Below are 17681 nucleotides of genomic sequence, written 5' to 3' on the forward strand. Positions count from 1 at the left end.
CAAATGGCGGCAGAATTTTATCTTTTTGATTAGAAGCATATTTTACTCAGCGTAAAATAAAGTCAAATTATATCTGCCGTTAGATGGCTAAAACAAATCCCCCGTCCGCTTTAGGGATGGGGGATTTTTAGATTTTATAAAAAATCTTATTTATTCAACTCATTAGCCAAATACAGCCAAGTTTCGATGACGGTATCCGGATTCAGGGAAACGCTTTCGATGCCTTCTTGAACCAGCCATTTGGCAAAGTCCGGATGGTCTGATGGGCCTTGACCGCAGATGCCAACGTATTTGTTTTGCTTGCGGCAGGCAGAGATTGCCAAATGCAGCATCACTTTGACGGCAGGGTTGCGTTCGTCAAACGATTCGGACACCAAGCCGCTGTCGCGGTCGAGGCCGAGGGTCAGTTGGGTCATGTCGTTGGAGCCGATGGAGAAGCCGTCGAAGTATTGCAGGAATTGTTCTGCCAATACTGCGTTGCTCGGCAGTTCGCACATCATGATCAGGCGCAGGCCGTTTTTACCGCGTTCCAAACCGTTTTCTTTCAAGGCTTTGACGACGGCTTCGGCTTCGCCCAACGTGCGGACGAACGGGATCATGATTTCGACGTTGGTCAGACCCATTTCGTCTCGGACGCGTTTCAAGGCTTTGCATTCGAGGGCGAAGCAGTCTTTGAAGCTTTCGGCGACATAACGCGCTGCGCCGCGGAAGCCCAGCATCGGGTTTTCTTCGTGCGGTTCGTAAATGCTGCCGCCGACCAAGTTGGCGTATTCGTTGGATTTGAAGTCGGACATACGGACGATGGTTTTACGCGGATAAACCGATGCGGCCAATGTTGCCACGCCTTCGGCGATTTTATCGACGTAGAAGTCGACAGGGGAGGCGTAGCCGGCGATGCGGCGGGTAATTTCCGCTTTTAATTCATCGTCTTGTTTGTCAAATTCCAACAAGGCTTTCGGGTGGATGCCGATTTGGCGGTTGATGATGAATTCCATGCGTGCCAAGCCGATGCCTTCGCTCGGCAGGTTGGCGAAGCTGAATGCGAGTTCGGGGTTGCCGACGTTCATCATGACTTTAACCGGCGCTTTGGGCATATTGTCCAAGGCAACGTCGGTGATTTGTACGTCCAGCAGGCCGGAATAGATGAAGCCCGTATCGCCTTCGGCACAGGATACGGTAACTTCTTGACCGTTGCTCAGCAATTCGGTTGCATTGCCGCAGCCGACTACGGCAGGAATACCCAGTTCGCGCGCGATGATGGCGGCGTGGCAGGTACGACCGCCGCGGTTGGTGACGATGGCAGAAGCGCGTTTCATTACCGGCTCCCAATCCGGGTCGGTCATGTCGGTAACGAGTACGTCGCCTGCTTCAACGGAATCCATTTCGGATGCGTCTTTTACCAAGCGGACTTTGCCTTGACCGACTTTTTGACCGATGGCGCGGCCTTCGCACAAGACGTTTTTGTCGCCGTTGATGTCGAAGCGGCGCAGGTTGCGGCCGCCTTCTTCTTGGGATTTCACAGTTTCGGGACGGGCTTGCAGGATGTAGAGTTTGCCGTCCAAGCCGTCACGGCCCCATTCGATATCCATCGGGCGGCCATAGTGTTTTTCGATTGTCAGCGCGTAGTGTGCCAACTCGGTGATTTCTTCATCGGTAATGGAGAAGCGGTTGCGGTCTTTTTCGGGAACATCGACGTTCATCACGGATTTACCGGCTTCTGCTTTGTCGGTAAAGATCATTTTGATTTGTTTCGAACCCATGGTTTTGCGCAGGATGGCAGGTTTGCCCGCTTTCAGCGTGGGTTTGAATACATAGAATTCATCGGGGTTGACCGCGCCTTGTACGACGTTTTCACCCAGACCGTAAGATGAAGTCACGAAAACGACTTGGTCGAAGCCGGATTCGGTGTCGAGGGTGAACATGACGCCGGATGCGCCGCTGTCGGAACGCACCATGCGTTGCACGCCTGCGGAGAGGGCGACGATGTCGTGTTCGAAGCCTTTATGAACGCGGTAGGAGATGGCACGGTCGTTGTATAAAGAAGCGAATACATGGCGCATGGCTTCTTTGACGTTTTCTAAGCCGTTGATATTCAGGAAGGTTTCCTGTTGACCTGCAAACGATGCGTCGGGCAGGTCTTCGGCGGTTGCAGAAGAACGGACGGCAACGGAAATGTCCGCGCCGCCTGCGTCTGCAACCATTTTGTTCCATGCCGTTTCGATTTCGGCATCCAGTTGTTCGGGGAAGGGCGTATCCAAAATCCATTGGCGGATTTCTTTACCGACGCGCGCCAGTTCGGCGACATCTTCTACATCCAGTTGTGCCAGTGCGGCGGAAATACGCTCGCTCAGTCCGTTGTGCGCCAAAAATGCGCGGTAGGCTTCGGCAGTAGTGGCAAAGCCGCCGGGGACGCGGACGCCTTTTTCAGTCAGCTGACTGATCATTTCACCTAGGGAGGCGTTTTTGCCGCCCACGCTTTCAACATCAGTCATACGCAGGTTTTCAAACCAAATTACGTAGTTGTCAGCCATTTGTGTGTCCAATCCAAGATATGTTAAAAAAGAAACGAATACGCTTTGTTATTTTAAGCGATTCAAACGACCGCTGTCATGCTTTTTCTGTCTCGATTTATTTGCGGGTCGTCTGAAAAATTGCGGGCTTCAGGCGTGTAGTCAAATGAAATCTGATGGGGAAACCATTATTCCCATTGTCTATTTCTTTGTAAAACATAAGGTTTGAAATAGATTAATGACTGATTGGTAGAGTTTGGAAAGGTTTTGGATGGGTATAAAATTTTAAGATAATTTAATTATTGGAATAAAAATGCGTTTATAAAGTAGTTTGATTTTGGCGTAGTTGGGTGTAATTTAAGCGTATTCCCTTTATTTAGAAGGTTTCAGCTGCTATGATGACTGCCTGCAACCATTTAAAATTTTAGAGGATAACCGAATGACCGCACCGCGCCATGTGTTTTATATTTCCGACCGTACCGGCCTGACTGCTGAAAATATCGGTGAGGCCCTGCTGAATCAGTTTGGCAGAATCGAATTCAAACGCCACACCTATCCTTTCATTGATACGCCTGAAAAAGCGCGTACCGTCGTCGAAATAGTCAACCGCAACGCTCAGGAAAACGGTTTGCGCCCGATTGCCTTCGTCAGCGTCGTTAATGACGAAATCCGTGAAATCATCAAAAAAGCGGGCGCTTTCCATATCAATTTTTTCGAAACCTTCCTCGGGCTTTTGGAAAAAGAACTCAACACCGAGGCGGTTGCCGCCGAACAGGGGCACCACAGTATCGGCAATACGCAACGCTATGATGCGCGTATGGAGGCGGTCAATTTCTCGCTCAACCATGACGACGGCGTCAGCGATAAAAACCTGAAAGAAGCCGATGTGATCCTGATGGGCGTATCGCGTTCAGGCAAAACGCCGACCTGTCTTTACCTCGCCCTGCAATACGGCATCCGCGCCGCCAATTACCCGCTGATTCCCGACGATTTGGAATCTACCGACCTGCCGCGCATGGTCAAACCTTACAAAGACAAGCTGTTCGGCCTGACCATTCAACCCGAACGCCTGCAGGCCATCCGTCAAGAGCGCCGTCCGAATTCGACTTATGCCAAAATCGATACCTGCCGCAGTGAGATTTCCGATGCGCAAAATATGTTCAAACGCCATGGCATCCCGTTCACCAATACGACGGATAAATCGGTGGAGGAACTTGCCGTCCATATCCTTCAAGCCTGCAAATTGAAGCGGCGTTTTTGATTTTCTTAAAGTATGAGCAAGAGGTCGTCTGAAAAGCAATTTTGTGTTTCAGACGACCTCTTGTTTTCTATCATTCAGTCTAAATAGATTTCTAGTTCTTTGTAACTAAAAACAATCATCAATAATATTTACATTTTGAAATAAAAAGAGTAAGGTTGCCTTGCTTTTCGGGCTTTCCGTTGGCTTTTGAACCGTAAACAATCAAATTTGAGGAAGAAACATGAAAAAATTATGGATACTTGGCGCATTGGGTTTGAGCATGGCGGCGCAGGCGCATGATTTGTGGGTGTCGGCTCCGGTGCGTTTGGATTCGGGCAGTACGTTGAAAGCAGATTTGGGTTACAGCCATGATTTCCCGAATGTTGAAAAAATCGCCGACGACCGCGTGCATATTTTCAAACCGCTGCAATTGACGGACAAATCCGGAAAAACGGTCGATTTGACGAATAAAGGCGAAAATTACCAATATGTTTCCAAATCCCGCCTGAAAGACGGCTCGTATTGGGTCGGCGCGGTGTACAAACCGACGTTCTGGTCGCAAAACAGCGAAGGCTGGAAACAGAAAACCTTGAAAGACCTGCCCGGCGCGACTTATTGCGAACAGGCTCAGATGTTTGGCAAAGCGTTTTTGCAAGTGGGCAGCGCAGGCATGGATGAAAGCGTATTGACCCGTCCAGTCGGTCATGAATTGGAACTGGTGCCGCTGAAAAATCCGAATGAAGTCAAGGTAGGCGGTCTGCTGCCGGTTAGAGTGCTTTATAAAGGCAAACCGTTGGCAAAAGCGACGGTAACGGCAAGCTCGGATACGCTGGCGGAAATGGATTTGGTGGCGACACACGACCACCGCGAGCCGCAAGGTTTCTCAGGGAAAACGGATAAGGACGGCGTCGTCAATGTGATTCCTTTGATTGAAGGTTTGTGGAAAATCAAAGCCGTCCATCAGGCAAACTATGCCGATAAAAGCGTTTGCCAAGAGGACAAGTCGTATGCAACGCTGATTATGCCCGTCGGAACGAAACGCGCGGCTGAACGGCATGAACACCATCATCATCAACACTAATTGAGTGTGAAAGATCGAAAAGGTCGTCTGAAAAAGTTTTCAGACGACCTTTCTTTATATAGTGGATTAAATTTATAGTGGATTTACAAACCCAATGCCTCAGCATGAAACTCGATATGCGAGTCGATAAAGCTGGCGATGAAGAAATAATCGTGTCCGTAGCCGGGGCGGACTTTGTCTTGAACGTTGAAGCCGTTGGCGCGGGCGGCATTGACGAAGGCTTCGGGTTGCAGTTCGTTGGGGAACAGCGGATCGGCGCCGCCTTGGTCGATGAGTATCGGCAGTTTGCGTGAGGCCGTCTGAATAAGCGATGTGCTGTCGTATGCCTGCCAAGCATCCGACTCCTTGCCCAGATAGGCGGCAAACGCTTGCTTTCCGGCTCGGCTGGCAGTCGGGTGGCACAAGGGTGCAAACGCGGAAACGGCGGCATAGCGACCGGGGTTTTTCAAGGCGATGGAAAGCGCGCCGTGTCCGCCCATGCTGAAACCCGCGATGCTGCGCTCTTGGGTGGCGGGGAAATGCCGTTCCACCCACTCGGGCAGTTCGCGGCTGATATGGCTGTACATCTGATAATGCGCCGCCCACGGCTGTGCGGTCGCATCGACGTAAAATCCCGCACCTTGTCCGATAAACTCGTCCGTACTGTCGCTGATATGGCTGCCGCGCGGCGAGGTGTCGGGGAAAACGACGATGATGTTCCATTGCGCGGCGAAACGCTGGATGCCGGTTTGGCGTATCAGTTCCGAGCCGTCGCCGTGCAGTCCCGACAAGAAATACAAAACCGGTGCGGGATAGCCTTTCAATACCTGCGGCGGCAGGTAGATGCCGAAAGTCATGTCGGTTTGACAGGTTTCGGAAAAGCAGCGGTATTGCTCTTGATGGCCGTTGAACATTTTGGCGCGGGAAAGCAGGTGTAATTCGTGTGCGGACATAGATGGGATGACGTGAAAAAAGTGAAGGCATCATCTTAACAGAAAGACCGCGTTACGGGCTTTTAAAAACCTATCGAACGGTATGGTTTCAGACGACACCAATCTATACACAAACTCTGTGGATAAGTTTGTTGATAAGCTTTGGGTAATCGGAATTTTTGCTTTTGGAACAACCCAAGCCTTTCGGTGCTTAAAAAATAATCAAATAAAATACAATAAAATCAATTAGTTATAAAAATAAAAAATTTCAAAGCCTTTATGGGAAAAATCTATAAGCAAAACAAGCCAATGCGGGATTGTGTATAAAAAGTGATTGACACGCCCGATAAATGTCAAATGAGTTGGCTGGACAAGCAAGGCAGCGGCTGTCGCCCTATGGGGAAAAACTTCAATCCCCCTGCCTTTCGCGTTACAATACGCGCTTACTTTTTTACACAGAAAAACACACCATGAAAGCCAGCCAATTTTTCATTTCCACCCTGAAAGAAGCCCCCGCCGAAGCCGCGCTTGCCAGCCACAAGCTGATGATTCGCGCCGGCCTGATTAAAGCCAACGCGTCCGGCCTTTATACTTGGATGCCGATGGGGCTGCGCGTGTTGCGTAAAGTCGAAAACGTCGTGCGCGAAGAAATGGCGCGCGCGGGCAGCGTGGAGTTGCTGATGCCGGTGGTGCAGCCTGCCGAGCTGTGGCAGGAATCCGGCCGCTGGGAATTTTACGGTAAAGAACTGCTGCGCCTGAAAGACCGCCACGACCGCGATTTCTGCATGGGCCCGACCTGCGAGGAAGTCATCGCCGACATCGTGCGCAAAGAAATCAACAGCTACAAACAGCTGCCGAAAAACTTTTACCACATCCAAACCAAATTCCGCGACGAAGTGCGTCCGCGCTTCGGCGTGATGCGCGCGCGCGAGTTCGTCATGAAAGACGCTTATTCCTTCCATGCCGACTACACCTCGCTTCAGACGACCTATGATGCAATGTATGACGCTTACTGCCGCATCTTCACCCGTCTGGGCCTGGAATTCCGTCCCGTTGCCGCAGACACCGGCAGCATCGGCGGCACCGGTTCGCACGAGTTTCAAGTGTTGGCGGAAAGCGGCGAAGATGTGATTGCGTACAGCGACACTTCCGATTACGCCGCCAATATCGAGCTGGCACCGACCTTGCCGCTCAAAGGCGAACGTGCGGCTGCTCAGGCAGAGTTGACCAAAGTACACACGCCGAACGTCAAAACCATTGATTCATTAGTTGATTTTCTCAGCATTCCGATTGAAAAAACACTGAAATCCATTGTCGTCGAAGGCGAAAACGAAGGCGAAATCGTCTTATTGTTGTTGCGCGGCGACCATGAGTTCAACGACATCAAAGCCGAAAAACTCGCAGGCGTGAAATCGCCGCTGACCATGGCAGACCCTGCCGCCATCCGCGCGCAGTTCGGCGCAAACGGCGGCTCGCTCGGCCCTGTTGGCTTTAAAGGCAAAGTCTATGCCGATTTCGCCACCGAGAAAGGCGCGGACTGGGTCATCGGCGCGAACGAAGACGACTACCACTATACCGGCTTCAACTTCGGCCGCGATGCCGCCGAGCCTGAGTTTGTCGATTTGCGCAACGTCGTCGAAGGCGACGAAAGCCCCGACGGACAAGGTCGTCTGAAACTCGCGCGCGGCATCGAAGTCGGACACGTTTTCCAGTTGCGCGACAAATACACCCAAGCCATGAACGTAAGCTTCCTCGACAACAACGGCAAATCGCAAATCATGGAAATGGGCTGCTACGGCATCGGCATCACCCGCGTCGTTGCCGCCGCCATCGAGCAGAACAACGACGAAAAAGGCATCATCTGGACCAAAGCAATGGCACCGTTTGAAGTCGTTATCGTACCGATGAACTACAAAAAATCAGACGCCGTACGCGAAGCCGCCGACAAAATCTACGCCGAACTGCTGGCAGCAGGCGCGGATGTCCTCCTCGACGACCGCGACGAACGCGCAGGCGTGCTGTTGAACGACTCCGAGCTTCTGGGTATCCCGCACCGCATCGTCATCGGCGACCGCGCCTTAAAAGAAGGAAACGTCGAATATGCCGAACGCCGCGACAATCAGGCGCAAACCGTAAGCTTGAATGAAGTCGCCGGCAAAGTATTGGCTGCATTGAAAGACTAATGACAGTTTAAGCCAAATGCAGATGAAAAAAGGTCGTCTGAAAACTGGAAACAGGTTTCAGACGACCTTCTTTATTGTGAAATCAGAAGCTTAACGGATGAATGCTTTGCCTTATAGCGAACAGACTTAACTTTAAATACGGCATATTATCAAATTCCATCATTCCCGCGCAGGCGGGAATCCATCGTAAAACTTGAGAAACCTTGATTTGAAAAACAGTTTCTGAATTTCAAAAACGGATTCCCGCCTACGCAGGAATGAAGACAACCGGTAAATTGCGTGTCGAAAATAAAGTCATTCAGCTACATTTCTGAACGAATCCGCATTCAGTCGGACAACTGCCGCTTCAAAAACCAATCGCCGAACGGCCAGTCCACGCTGTCGAGCAGGTTTTTGGTAATCAGACCAAGCTCGGTATCGCCTTCGATTTGCAGTTTGCGGTTGAAAAACAGGGTATCCGGGTCTTCCTCGCGCATCATCATCCGCATGAAGTCGATGCCGTTGGCGGCAAGGCGCAAATCGGGCGTGCCGAAGAAATCCGCGTCGATGAATTTTTCGGCATTGGCGGTAAAGCGCACCTTGATGCCCGCGTCCAATACGTCAATTTCGAAGGTTCGGCCGTCAAACAGGCTCATGTCGGCGGGCAGCAATCCGCGTTTGAGCATGGTGTTGAGGGCAAAAACCAAAGCGAAACGCGGCGGCCTGCCCGGTAATTTACCGCCGATTTTTCCCGCCCATGCGGGCAATACGATTTCAGGCAACGCCATAATATTCCTCCTTCACGGCTTCGATACCCGGCTGGCCGTGCCAATAGCCGTCCACCAGCGTGCCGGTGGTCAATCTTTCCAATTCGGGCAGCGCATCCGCCAGGGCGGTTTTGCCGTCCAATACATCGCGGTGGATACGGACGATTTCCGCCATGCCGTGCATCTGCGGCGACAGGCGCAGCATGTTCACGCCGATTTGCCGCAAATCCTCATGGTGTGGCAGCAGGTTTTGGCAGCCGTAAGACATGGTTTGGATGCCGTTGATGGTTAAAAACGGCTTGCCCTCACGGGTATTCATATCCATACCTTGCTCGTAATCCAAACAGCGGAATTCGCAGCCGTCTTTGTTCAGGTTGTAATGCCGCGCGGTAAAGCAGCGCGACGAATAGGCAAGCGGCATTTTGCCCCAAGCAAACAATTCCGTTTCGATGTCGTCTGAAGCCTTGATGATTTCAGCAACTTTGTCGCGACTCAACTCGGACGGCGCAATCCAGCGGTATGTGCCCAGTTTTTGGAACAGTGCCAGCGTGCTTTCGTTGTAAATATTCAGGCTGGCGCCAGCGACAAACGGAATGCCGTGTTCGCGTGCCAATTTAACCGCGCCCATATCGTTGGCTTCGACTTTGAATTTGTCCTGCCCCGTGATTTTACGCAGGCGTTTCAAATCGGATTCACTTTCCAGCAGCACCTGCGACGACAAGATAATCTCTTTGCCGCTTTCCGCTAAATCTTCCGCCAGGCTGACCCAGTCGGCAAAGCGCATTTTCTGGCGGCGCGAGCACACCACTTCGCCCAGATAAATGGTATCCACCGGCGCATCCAGCATACCGGCGTAAAATTCCAACAAGGCTTCCTTCTGCCAGAAAAACAAAACCGGCCCCAGCGATAGTTTCATCGGATTCATTTTCCCTCCCCCCTTATTTCCACGGACGGCTGTATGCGCCCAAGGTCGTCTGATGACCTTCCGAAACCTTGCTCAGCGCATTATTCCACACCGGATTGACTTTGAAATGTGCCGGATCGGCAGCGGCCGCGTCCAAAGCCTGCCGCAGCGATTTGGTTACCTGCGCCGTGTACATCGGGCTGCGCTGGCGGCCTTCGATTTTAATGGCGGATACACCGATTTTGATGAGTTCGGGCAACATTTCCAAAACATTCAGGCTGGTCGGTTCCTCCAGCGCGTAATACGTTTCGTCGTTTACCTCGAAACGACCTTTGCACAGGGTCGGATAACCGGCCGGTTCGTCCGGTTTGTACTGGTCGATTAGCACCTGATTCAGCCGCACGTTCATACGGTCGGGAAGCTGCTCCCAGCGCACCGCCTTCGCCGGCGAACACACGCCCTGCATATTCGGCGATTCGCCCGTCGCATAACTCGATAAAATGCAGCGCCCTTCCACCATGACGCACAAACTGCCGAAACCGAACACTTCGATTTCCACATCCGTATTGTCAATCACATGTTTGACCTGATCGACCGTCAAAACGCGCGGCAGCACGGCACGACGGATGCCGAACAGTTCCTTCATCATATTGATGGCTTCATAATTGGTCGCCGAACCCTGCACCGACATGTGCAGCCTCAAATTAGGATGACGCTCGGCGGCATAAGCCATAATCGCAGGATCGGCGACGATTATCGCGTCCGCCCCCAGTTGCACCGCCGTATCGACAGCCCGATGCCACCGCTCGATTTGCCCCGCCTGGGCAAAAGTATTGATGGCCATCAGCACATTGCGGCCGCGCGCATGAGCGTAAGTCACCCCTTCCTGCGCCGATTTCATATCGAAATTCAGCCCCGGAAAATTGCGCGCATTCGTCGCATCTTTCAGCCCCATATAAACCGTGTCCGCGCCATTGTCCACCGCCGTCTTCAAAGCAGGCAGATTGCCGGCGGGACAAACCAACTCAGGGATTTTCGGCATTTTGCGTTCCTCGACTCTTACAGTTTGTTATTCGAAAATCAATATCTAGTATGATTTCGGATATTTTAGAGATTTGGACACAAGATATTATGATTTAAATCAACTGTGAAATCAGGTTTGGATAGCGTATGTTTTGGTTAACATAATTTAACCATATCAAATATCAAGTTAATCAGCGGGTTATCTTTTCTAGCTTGATAATATGAGATTAGTTATTATCTATTAAATTTATAGATTTTTACAATAAAAAGGTCGTCTGAAACCTGTTTCAGACGACCTTTATCTAGGCGGGAGGCAGACGGCTGCTTGCTTTAAAATTCAAAGTGAAATTTCGTTCGCTGCCATATTCGTCTGCCACATCAAACCCGTTTTGCCGCATCAACTTGCGTAATTCGGCGCGGCTTGGTTTATCAGAATCGCCTGCCGTTTCGGAAACCGACAGCAACCCGTTAGGACAAAGCAGCCTGCGGAACTCTGCCAAATACTCGGCTTGGTTGGCGACTTCGCCCAACACGGTAATTAGCATAATGTGGTCAAACGATTGATCGGGAAAATCAAAATGCGTACCGTCGCACAGATAATAATCTACATTGTCGATATGCCGACGACGCAAACGTTTTTCGGTATAAGCCAACATTTCCGGCTGTATATCCGCCGCCACCAATCGTCCTTGCGGAACTGACTGCGCCAGTGTCGGGCTGAAATAACCCGCCTCGAAGCCCACTTCCAAAATGCGGTGATGCGGCGCAAGGTGCAGCCGTTGTACGATTTGTTGCGGCGAAAGTGCCCAGTTGCGCAAAGGAATCAGCAGCGTGAATGCAAGTTGATGCGGGAAGATTTTGCCTTTTTGCGTGAGTCCCTGCCAAATGCTTTTGAGCGTCTTAAACATGGGGATTCCTTGGGGTAATGTTGTTTTGCATTGTGTCTGTACAATATACAGTATAAAAATAGTGCGCGTTTTTTCCAATCATCGCAAAAAGCAGCCTGCACTTCGATTTTTGAACGTTCAGGCTGCTTTTTATAGAAAGAGGTCGTCTGAAAATTATTTTTCAGACGACCTTTGATATTCAGTTCCGTTGGATATATAACCCAAGCTCCGTTTGCTTGCCATGAAATGAACACATCGCCTTACGCCAAAACACCATCACGATTACCGCCGCAATGATGATAATTCCGTATGGAATCATGCCGTCGCTGTTTTCATATGCCGCCCGTCCGCCCGGAAAGCCTGTACGCGCAGTATTGGCAACCGTGTGGCACGCAATCAATACAAATACCGAGCCGCCGCTGCCGTTATACAGCCATACATAGATAATCCTCACGGCAACCGTCCCTGCCAGCCCCCATGCGATCAGTTCGGCAGACTGCCCCACGGCAATCATGGACGGCAAATGCCACAATGCCCACGGCACCCCAATGATCAGCGCCGTAATGAGCGGAGTAAAACGCCGTTGCAGACTTTCCGTAGCGTAGGCGGCATAGCCCAATTCCTCGGCAACTGCCGCAATAAAGAACATGACGAACGCACCAGCAAGCGGCGCAAACGATACGGATAAGGCGGGTATGGTTTGTCCTGTTTGACGTATCGCGACATAAGTCAGCAGATAAAGTAGTGGGAAAATCAGTATCGCCATCCAAAAATAGGCAGAATGCTTTATCCGCCCGTAGTCAAACACACGTCCAAACAGTCCGCGCACCGCTGCCATTCCACCCTCGCAGTAACGCAGTAACGCGGCGGCAACCGTTGGGGTGAGCGCCGCGCCGATGTCGGTCAGCGGCAGATTATCAGGCAGAGGACTGTGTTTGAGAAACAAAGACAGCAGCCAAAACGGTGCGCTCAAAGCGTACACCAGTAGAAAGTATTGCCACGGATGCGAATAATCGGTTGTCGGTTTTTCTGAAGAGAGGTTCTGCATGTTATTCCTGTTCGTTCAGTAAATAAGTGGGCGGGTGCAGGCTACGGATTGCTGGATGACGTACAGTATAAAAATATTGCGCGGTTTTTCCAATCATCGTGAAAAGCAGCCTGCACTTCGATTTTTGAAAGTGCAGGCTGCTTTTGATAGAGAGGTTGTCTGAAAATTATTTCTCAGACGACCTTCGATATTAGAGGCAATATGAAAGTTTAGTTGGGTTATGATCCAAGCTACGTTTGCGATAGTTTGCTGATTCTAAATGGTTCAGTCAAATATTTTCCAGAATTATTTGACCATCTCAAGGAGCTGTATCTGCCCATTAATCTATGTCCAATCCATCTAGAATCAATAATTTTGTGAGGATTCTTTGGTAAGTCGATAAGTAGTAATCGCCCCATAAAATCAATCCATTCTTTCTGTGTTAATAATTTTAGTGAATATCCATGCAAGGACCGCCCACTATTGAACAAAATAATCTCATGAGCTTTTGGAATAATTCGCTTTAATCTAATAAAATCTCTGTCAAAATTCCAATTATCGATGGAAATTGAAAAATCAATAAAGGGGAAATGATATTTTTTATTACTTATTTCTATCGTTGAATGAAAGGCTAACTCTTCATCTCTGTTTAATGAAGCAATTTCTGATTGAATTCTTTCCCTTGTAAATTCATCTCCTTTTATGATGAAATGTTCTCTTTCATCATTAATTGAATCTGGAATATAAATATATTTACTGAAATGAAAAGTATACTCTTTTAATGCTTTCTTTTTTTTCATTAAGAAATCATCATATATAGTAAAAAATGGATGATTATCAATCATGTAATTTGATACCTTTCAGAAATTGATATTGCTCCAGTGCGAAGTCATCTGTCATACCAGAGATAAAATCTACCAATAGCTGAGCACGAACAGATTTCTCACTAGGAGTGTCTGTACGCTTTGCTCTATAATAATCCATGGATTTTTGATATTTCTTTATATAATTTTTAGGAATTGTATTAATTAATCGAAATTCAAATGGATATTCTTTACCTTTTTCACCATTAATTAATTGACTAAAATTATTTTCTTCCATATCCAAGAGCGGTTCATACTCCTCTAAGAGACCTTCAATAATCTTTGCACCTGCTAATTCAACTAATTCTATCTTCCTATCAGAGTAAATTCTTTTCCTTGCAAATTTCTTTATTCTACCTAAATATTTTTCTCTAACATCATTATCATCTATTGGTATTTCTATCATTTCTCCTTCTACAATATTTCCAATATTATCAACAAATTTTTGAGCAATTTCCTGTACACATTTATTAATTAATTTGGTTTTAAAGGTAATGAATGGATATGGATACATATCCTCTTCTTTAGGTTCTAAGTATCCAATATCTTTGAACTCCATATATAAATCATATGGAGAAATAACTCTTTTTTCCAATCCATCCTCTAAATCACTCATGCAATATGAAATCTCATCAGCAAGATCCATTATTATCGCCAAAGGAAATTTAACTCCTTCTTTCCACTCTAATTTTTTACAGGCAACCTTATATGAAAATTGATAATCAGCTTTAAACAACCCTTTATCTTTGTTAATAAATGGATATTTTACAAAAGCTAATATTGTGCTTGCTGTTAAATTTAATCCATACTCATCAGCACCACTCAAATATGTTATTAAACGAAAACCTTGAGCATTACCATCAAATTTTATTAATTCTTCATAAATATTCGACCCTTTCTTCAGCTGCTTCTGTTTTTTCTTGAACCATCTACGAATTGCAGCTTCTCCCAAATGACCAAAAGGAGGGTTACCTATATCATGCAATAAACATGCTGTTTCAATGATATTGCTAAAAGCCAACTTTTTTTCATAGGAAATATCAGAATCTTTAGACATAAGACGAATAATTTCTTGAGCTAGATAACGTCCTATTTGAGATACTTCTATAGAGTGGGTTAATCTAGTTCTGACAGATGCATTTGTCTCAAGAGAAAATACCTGTGCTTTTTGTTGTAATCTGCGGAAAGCTGATGCATTAATTACACGAGATTTATCACTCTCTGATGCAATTACAATATCACTATCTTGAGCACGTTCTGATTTTGATTCTCTTAAGCGCTTATCTGATATTAAATTAAATAACTTAGAAAAATCATCCATGTTTAATTTTCCAAAATTAAGTAAAAGTAAATTAGGTCATCTGCAATATTTTCAGACGACCTTCTTTGTACCTACATATTACTCATCAAACCAGCTTGCTGCTTACCCAACCTTCCACGCTTTCCAGCATTTCAGGCAGTTTCGCAGCATCTGCTCCCCCCGCTTGCGCCAAATCCGGTCTACCGCCGCCTTTGCCGCCGACTTGTTCGGCTGCGAATTTGACCAAATCGCCGGCTTTCACTTTGTTTGTCAGCGGTTTGGATACGCCTGCGCACAGGGAGACTTTGCCGTCGTTCACTGCCGCCAAAAGAATCACGGCGTTGTCGGATTTGCCGGTTAAATCGGTAACGATTTCGCGCAGGGCGGCTGCGTCGGCTTCGATTTGGGCGGCGACGAGTTTGGCTGCGCCCAAGTCTTTCGCGTTATCCAAGAGTTTGGCGCCTGCGTGGACGGCGAGTTCGGCTTTGGCTTTTGCCAACTCTTTTTCCAAGGCTTTGGTGTTTGCGGCGTTGGCTTGGATTTTGGCGAGTACGTCTTTTTCGGTTTGGGCTTTGACTTCGGCGATGATGTTTTTCATCAGGCTTTCTTGGTTTTGCGCCCATGCCAGCGCGGCTTGGCCTGTGATGGCTTCTACACGGCGGATGCCTGCGGCGATGCCGCCTTCGCTGATGATTTTGAAGAAGCCGATGTCGCCGGTGCGGGCGACGTGGGTGCCGCCGCACAGTTCGATGGAGTAGTCGCCCATGGTGATGACGCGGACGAAGTCGCCGTATTTTTCGCCGAAGAGCATGACTGCGCCTGATTTTTGCGCGTCTTCAATGGACATGGTTTCGACTTTGACGGGCACGTTGGCGATAATCGCGGCGTTGACGCGGCGTTCGACTTCGGCGATTTCTTCCGCGCTGATGCCTTGCGTGTGGGAGATGTCGAAGCGGGTCAGCTCGGCGTTTTGCAGGCTGCCTTTTTGTTCGACGTGCGTGCCCAAAACATCGCGCAGGGCTTTGTGCATCAGGTGGGTAACGCTGTGGTTGCGCATGATGCTGTTGCGGATGTCGTTGTCGATTTCGGCGGATACGGCATCGCCGACTTTCAGACGGCCTGATACGACTGCGCCGAATTGTCCGTGTACGGCGGCTTTGATTTTCTGCGTGTCTTCCACGCGGAAGCGGTTTTCGCCTGCGAAGATAAAGCCTACGTCGCCGACTTGGCCGCCGCTTTCGGCGTAGAACGGGGTTTGTTCCAGAACGACCACGCCGGCTTCGCCTGCTTGGAGTTCGTCCACGGCTTCGCTGCCTTTATATAAGGCGATGATTTTGGTGTCTTGGCTGCGTTTTTCGTAGCCGGTAAACTCGGTGTCCGCGCCTGTGTAGTCCAGTTGTGCGTTGGCTTTGAAGTTTTGCGCAGCGCGGGCGCGGGCGCGTTGGGCTTCCATTTCGCGGTTGAAGCCTTCTTCATCCAAATCGATACCCAATTCGCGCGCCATGTCGGCGGTCAGGTCGTAGGGGAAGCCGTAGGTGTCGTAGAGTTTGAAGATGTGTTCGCCGCCGATAACGAGTTTGCTGTTGGCAATGTTGTCCATCAAATAGGCATTCAAGGCTTCGGCAAACGGTTTTTCCGCGTCGGGAATATGGGCAGTTTCCAAAGCAGCCTGCAAATCGATATACATGCCTTCGTTCAGGCTGCCTGAAACTCGGGGACGGATAACGATTTGCTTTTTGCCTGGAGCGGCACGGGAAGCGGCGGTAAATTCCACACCCTCTGCGGTTTTCAATGCCAACGGTTTGCCCGCACCATCTTGCGGCAGCAGGCTTTCCAGTTTCAGGAATTTCATGCCGTTGAACACTTGGTTAAACAAACCCATGCCTTTTTCCAGCGTTTCGCCGAAGCGGCTTTCTTCCGCGCGCAGGGCTTCCATAATCTGCGTTTGTTTTTCTTTCAACTCGGGATATGCACCGCCCATCGCTTTCACCAAATCGGGCACGAGTTTGTAGAAAAACGCCTGTTTCTGACCGAGTTTGTAACCGTGGCGCACGGCGCGGCGGATGATGCGGCGCAGTACATAGCCGCGGCCTTCGTTGGACGGCATCACGCCGTCGGCAATCAGGAAGGAGCAAGAGCGGATGTGGTCGGCAACGACTTTCAGGCTGGGTTCGTCCATGCTGAACGGCGCGCCGGTTTCGCGGGCAACGGCTTTGAGCAGGTCTTGGAACAGGTCGATTTCGTAGTTGCTGTGGACGTGCTGCATTACGGCCGCCATGCGCTCCAAGCCCATGCCGGTATCGACGGACGGCTTGGGCAGCGGGTTCATGTTGCCTTGCTCGTCGCGGTTGAACTGCATGAACACGCAGTTCCAAATTTCAATCCAGCGGTCGCCGTCTTCTTCAGGACTGCCCGGAATGCCGCCCCAGATTTCTTCGCCGTGGTCGTAGAAAATTTCGGAGCACGGGCCGCAGGGACCGGTATCGCCCATCTGCCAGAAGTTGTCGGACGCGTATTTCGCGCCTTTGTTGTCGCCGATGCGGACGATGCGCTCGGCAGGCATACCGATTTCGTTCAGCCAGATGTTGTAGGCTTCGTCGTCTTCGGCATACACGGTCGCCAAGAGTTTGTCTTTGGGCAGATTCAGCCATTCGGGGGAAGTGAGGAATTCCCAAGCGAAGTGGATGGCGTCGCGTTTGAAGTAGTCGCCGAAGGAAAAGTTGCCCATCATTTCAAAAAAGGTGTGGTGGCGGGCGGTGTAGCCGACGTTTTCCAAGTCGTTGTGTTTGCCGCCTGCGCGCACGCATTTTTGCGCGGTGGTGGCGCGGTTGTATGGGCGTTTGTCAAAGCCGAGGAATACGTCTTTAAACTGGTTCATACCCGCGTTGGTAAACAGCAGCGTCGGGTCGTCGTGCGGCACGAGCGAAGAGGATCGGACGATGGTGTGGCCTTTGGATTCGAAGAATTTTAGGAATTTTTGGCGTAGTTCGGAGGTTTTCATGATGT

Annotated in this window: 13 protein-coding genes; 3 read left to right on the forward strand and 10 right to left on the reverse strand. The window is 49.5% G+C overall.

Annotation, left to right across the window (positions count from 1 at the left end):
- Positions 1 to 146: 146 nt before the first annotated feature.
- Entirely contained in the window at positions 147 to 2531 is a 2385-nt protein-coding gene (gene ppsA / locus J7445_RS02905; protein WP_146736306.1) for a phosphoenolpyruvate synthase, read from the reverse strand.
- Between the two features lie 418 nt (positions 2532 to 2949).
- Between ppsA and ppsR the strand changes: the two genes are divergently transcribed.
- Positions 2950 to 3771, forward strand: a complete 822-nt coding sequence (ppsR, locus tag J7445_RS02910) for a posphoenolpyruvate synthetase regulatory kinase/phosphorylase PpsR (protein ID WP_045073018.1) — start codon at positions 2950 to 2952, stop codon at positions 3769 to 3771.
- A gap of 220 nt (positions 3772 to 3991) precedes the next feature.
- Positions 3992 to 4831 (forward strand): DUF4198 domain-containing protein, encoded by an 840-nt coding sequence (locus J7445_RS02915; RefSeq protein ID WP_060975319.1) that lies wholly within the window; start codon positions 3992 to 3994, stop codon positions 4829 to 4831.
- An 83-nt stretch (positions 4832 to 4914) separates the two neighbouring features.
- On the opposite strand, the gene fghA is transcribed toward J7445_RS02915, so the two are convergent.
- The gene (gene fghA, locus J7445_RS02920) at positions 4915 to 5763 is read right to left on the reverse strand and encodes an S-formylglutathione hydrolase (RefSeq protein WP_070613136.1); all 849 of its coding nucleotides are present in this window, start codon (positions 5761 to 5763) and stop codon (positions 4915 to 4917) included.
- A 449-nt stretch (positions 5764 to 6212) separates the two neighbouring features.
- On the opposite strand from fghA, the gene J7445_RS02925 reads away from it, so the two are divergent.
- Positions 6213 to 7925, forward strand: a complete 1713-nt coding sequence (locus J7445_RS02925) for a proline--tRNA ligase (protein ID WP_209283131.1) — start codon at positions 6213 to 6215, stop codon at positions 7923 to 7925.
- A 326-nt stretch (positions 7926 to 8251) separates the two neighbouring features.
- Here the strand turns inward: J7445_RS02925 and ubiT are convergent, their stop codons facing one another.
- The 8 genes from ubiT to alaS form a co-directional block, all read right to left on the reverse strand.
- Positions 8252 to 8692: a ubiquinone anaerobic biosynthesis accessory factor UbiT gene (gene ubiT / locus J7445_RS02930; protein ID WP_003756427.1), complete on the reverse strand. Its 441-nt coding sequence runs from the start codon at positions 8690 to 8692 to the stop codon at positions 8252 to 8254.
- Positions 8679 to 9596 (reverse strand): U32 family peptidase, encoded by a 918-nt coding sequence (locus J7445_RS02935; protein ID WP_146736310.1) that lies wholly within the window; start codon positions 9594 to 9596, stop codon positions 8679 to 8681. The genes ubiT and J7445_RS02935 overlap by 14 nt, the downstream gene beginning before the upstream one ends.
- Positions 9597 to 9609: 13 nt before the next feature.
- The gene (ubiU, locus tag J7445_RS02940; protein ID WP_146736311.1) at positions 9610 to 10617 is read right to left on the reverse strand and encodes a ubiquinone anaerobic biosynthesis protein UbiU; all 1008 of its coding nucleotides are present in this window, start codon (positions 10615 to 10617) and stop codon (positions 9610 to 9612) included.
- Between the two features lie 283 nt (positions 10618 to 10900).
- Positions 10901 to 11506, reverse strand: coding sequence for a class I SAM-dependent methyltransferase (locus J7445_RS02945; RefSeq protein ID WP_070539238.1), 606 nt, complete (start codon positions 11504 to 11506; stop codon positions 10901 to 10903).
- Positions 11507 to 11684: 178 nt separating this feature from the next.
- The gene (locus J7445_RS02950; protein WP_070539239.1) at positions 11685 to 12533 is read right to left on the reverse strand and encodes a CPBP family intramembrane glutamic endopeptidase; all 849 of its coding nucleotides are present in this window, start codon (positions 12531 to 12533) and stop codon (positions 11685 to 11687) included.
- A gap of 230 nt (positions 12534 to 12763) precedes the next feature.
- Positions 12764 to 13357, reverse strand: a complete 594-nt coding sequence (locus J7445_RS02955; protein ID WP_070539241.1) for a primase 1D-like protein — start codon at positions 13355 to 13357, stop codon at positions 12764 to 12766.
- Positions 13350 to 14696: a dGTP triphosphohydrolase gene (gene dgt / locus J7445_RS02960; RefSeq protein ID WP_070539243.1), complete on the reverse strand. Its 1347-nt coding sequence runs from the start codon at positions 14694 to 14696 to the stop codon at positions 13350 to 13352. The genes J7445_RS02955 and dgt overlap by 8 nt, the downstream gene beginning before the upstream one ends.
- Before the next feature lie 85 nt (positions 14697 to 14781).
- Positions 14782 to 17676, reverse strand: coding sequence for an alanine--tRNA ligase (alaS, locus tag J7445_RS02965; RefSeq protein ID WP_209283132.1), 2895 nt, complete (start codon positions 17674 to 17676; stop codon positions 14782 to 14784).
- Between the last annotated feature and the right edge of the window lie 5 nt (positions 17677 to 17681).

Source organism: Neisseria sicca, assembly GCF_017753665.1.
GTDB classification, from domain to species: Bacteria; Pseudomonadota; Gammaproteobacteria; order Burkholderiales; family Neisseriaceae; genus Neisseria; species Neisseria flava.

Excerpts from the sequence above, each read along its gene's own strand:
- alaS (WP_209283132.1), bottom strand. The coding sequence starts at position 17,676 with ATGAAAACCTCCGAACTACGCCAAAAATTCCTAAAATTCTTCGAATCC.
- J7445_RS02935 (WP_146736310.1), bottom strand. The coding sequence starts at position 9,596 with ATGAATCCGATGAAACTATCGCTGGGGCCGGTTTTGTTTTTCTGGCAG.
- ppsA (WP_146736306.1), bottom strand. The coding sequence starts at position 2,531 with ATGGCTGACAACTACGTAATTTGGTTTGAAAACCTGCGTATGACTGAT.
- ubiT (WP_003756427.1), bottom strand. The coding sequence starts at position 8,692 with ATGGCGTTGCCTGAAATCGTATTGCCCGCATGGGCGGGAAAAATCGGC.
- J7445_RS02950 (WP_070539239.1), bottom strand. The coding sequence starts at position 12,533 with ATGCAGAACCTCTCTTCAGAAAAACCGACAACCGATTATTCGCATCCG.
- J7445_RS02955 (WP_070539241.1), bottom strand. The coding sequence starts at position 13,357 with ATGATTGATAATCATCCATTTTTTACTATATATGATGATTTCTTAATG.
- ubiU (WP_146736311.1), bottom strand. The coding sequence starts at position 10,617 with ATGCCGAAAATCCCTGAGTTGGTTTGTCCCGCCGGCAATCTGCCTGCT.
- ppsR (WP_045073018.1), top strand. The coding sequence starts at position 2,950 with ATGACCGCACCGCGCCATGTGTTTTATATTTCCGACCGTACCGGCCTG.
- J7445_RS02915 (WP_060975319.1), top strand. The coding sequence starts at position 3,992 with ATGAAAAAATTATGGATACTTGGCGCATTGGGTTTGAGCATGGCGGCG.
- J7445_RS02925 (WP_209283131.1), top strand. The coding sequence starts at position 6,213 with ATGAAAGCCAGCCAATTTTTCATTTCCACCCTGAAAGAAGCCCCCGCC.
- dgt (WP_070539243.1), bottom strand. The coding sequence starts at position 14,696 with ATGGATGATTTTTCTAAGTTATTTAATTTAATATCAGATAAGCGCTTA.
- J7445_RS02945 (WP_070539238.1), bottom strand. The coding sequence starts at position 11,506 with ATGTTTAAGACGCTCAAAAGCATTTGGCAGGGACTCACGCAAAAAGGC.
- fghA (WP_070613136.1), bottom strand. The coding sequence starts at position 5,763 with ATGTCCGCACACGAATTACACCTGCTTTCCCGCGCCAAAATGTTCAAC.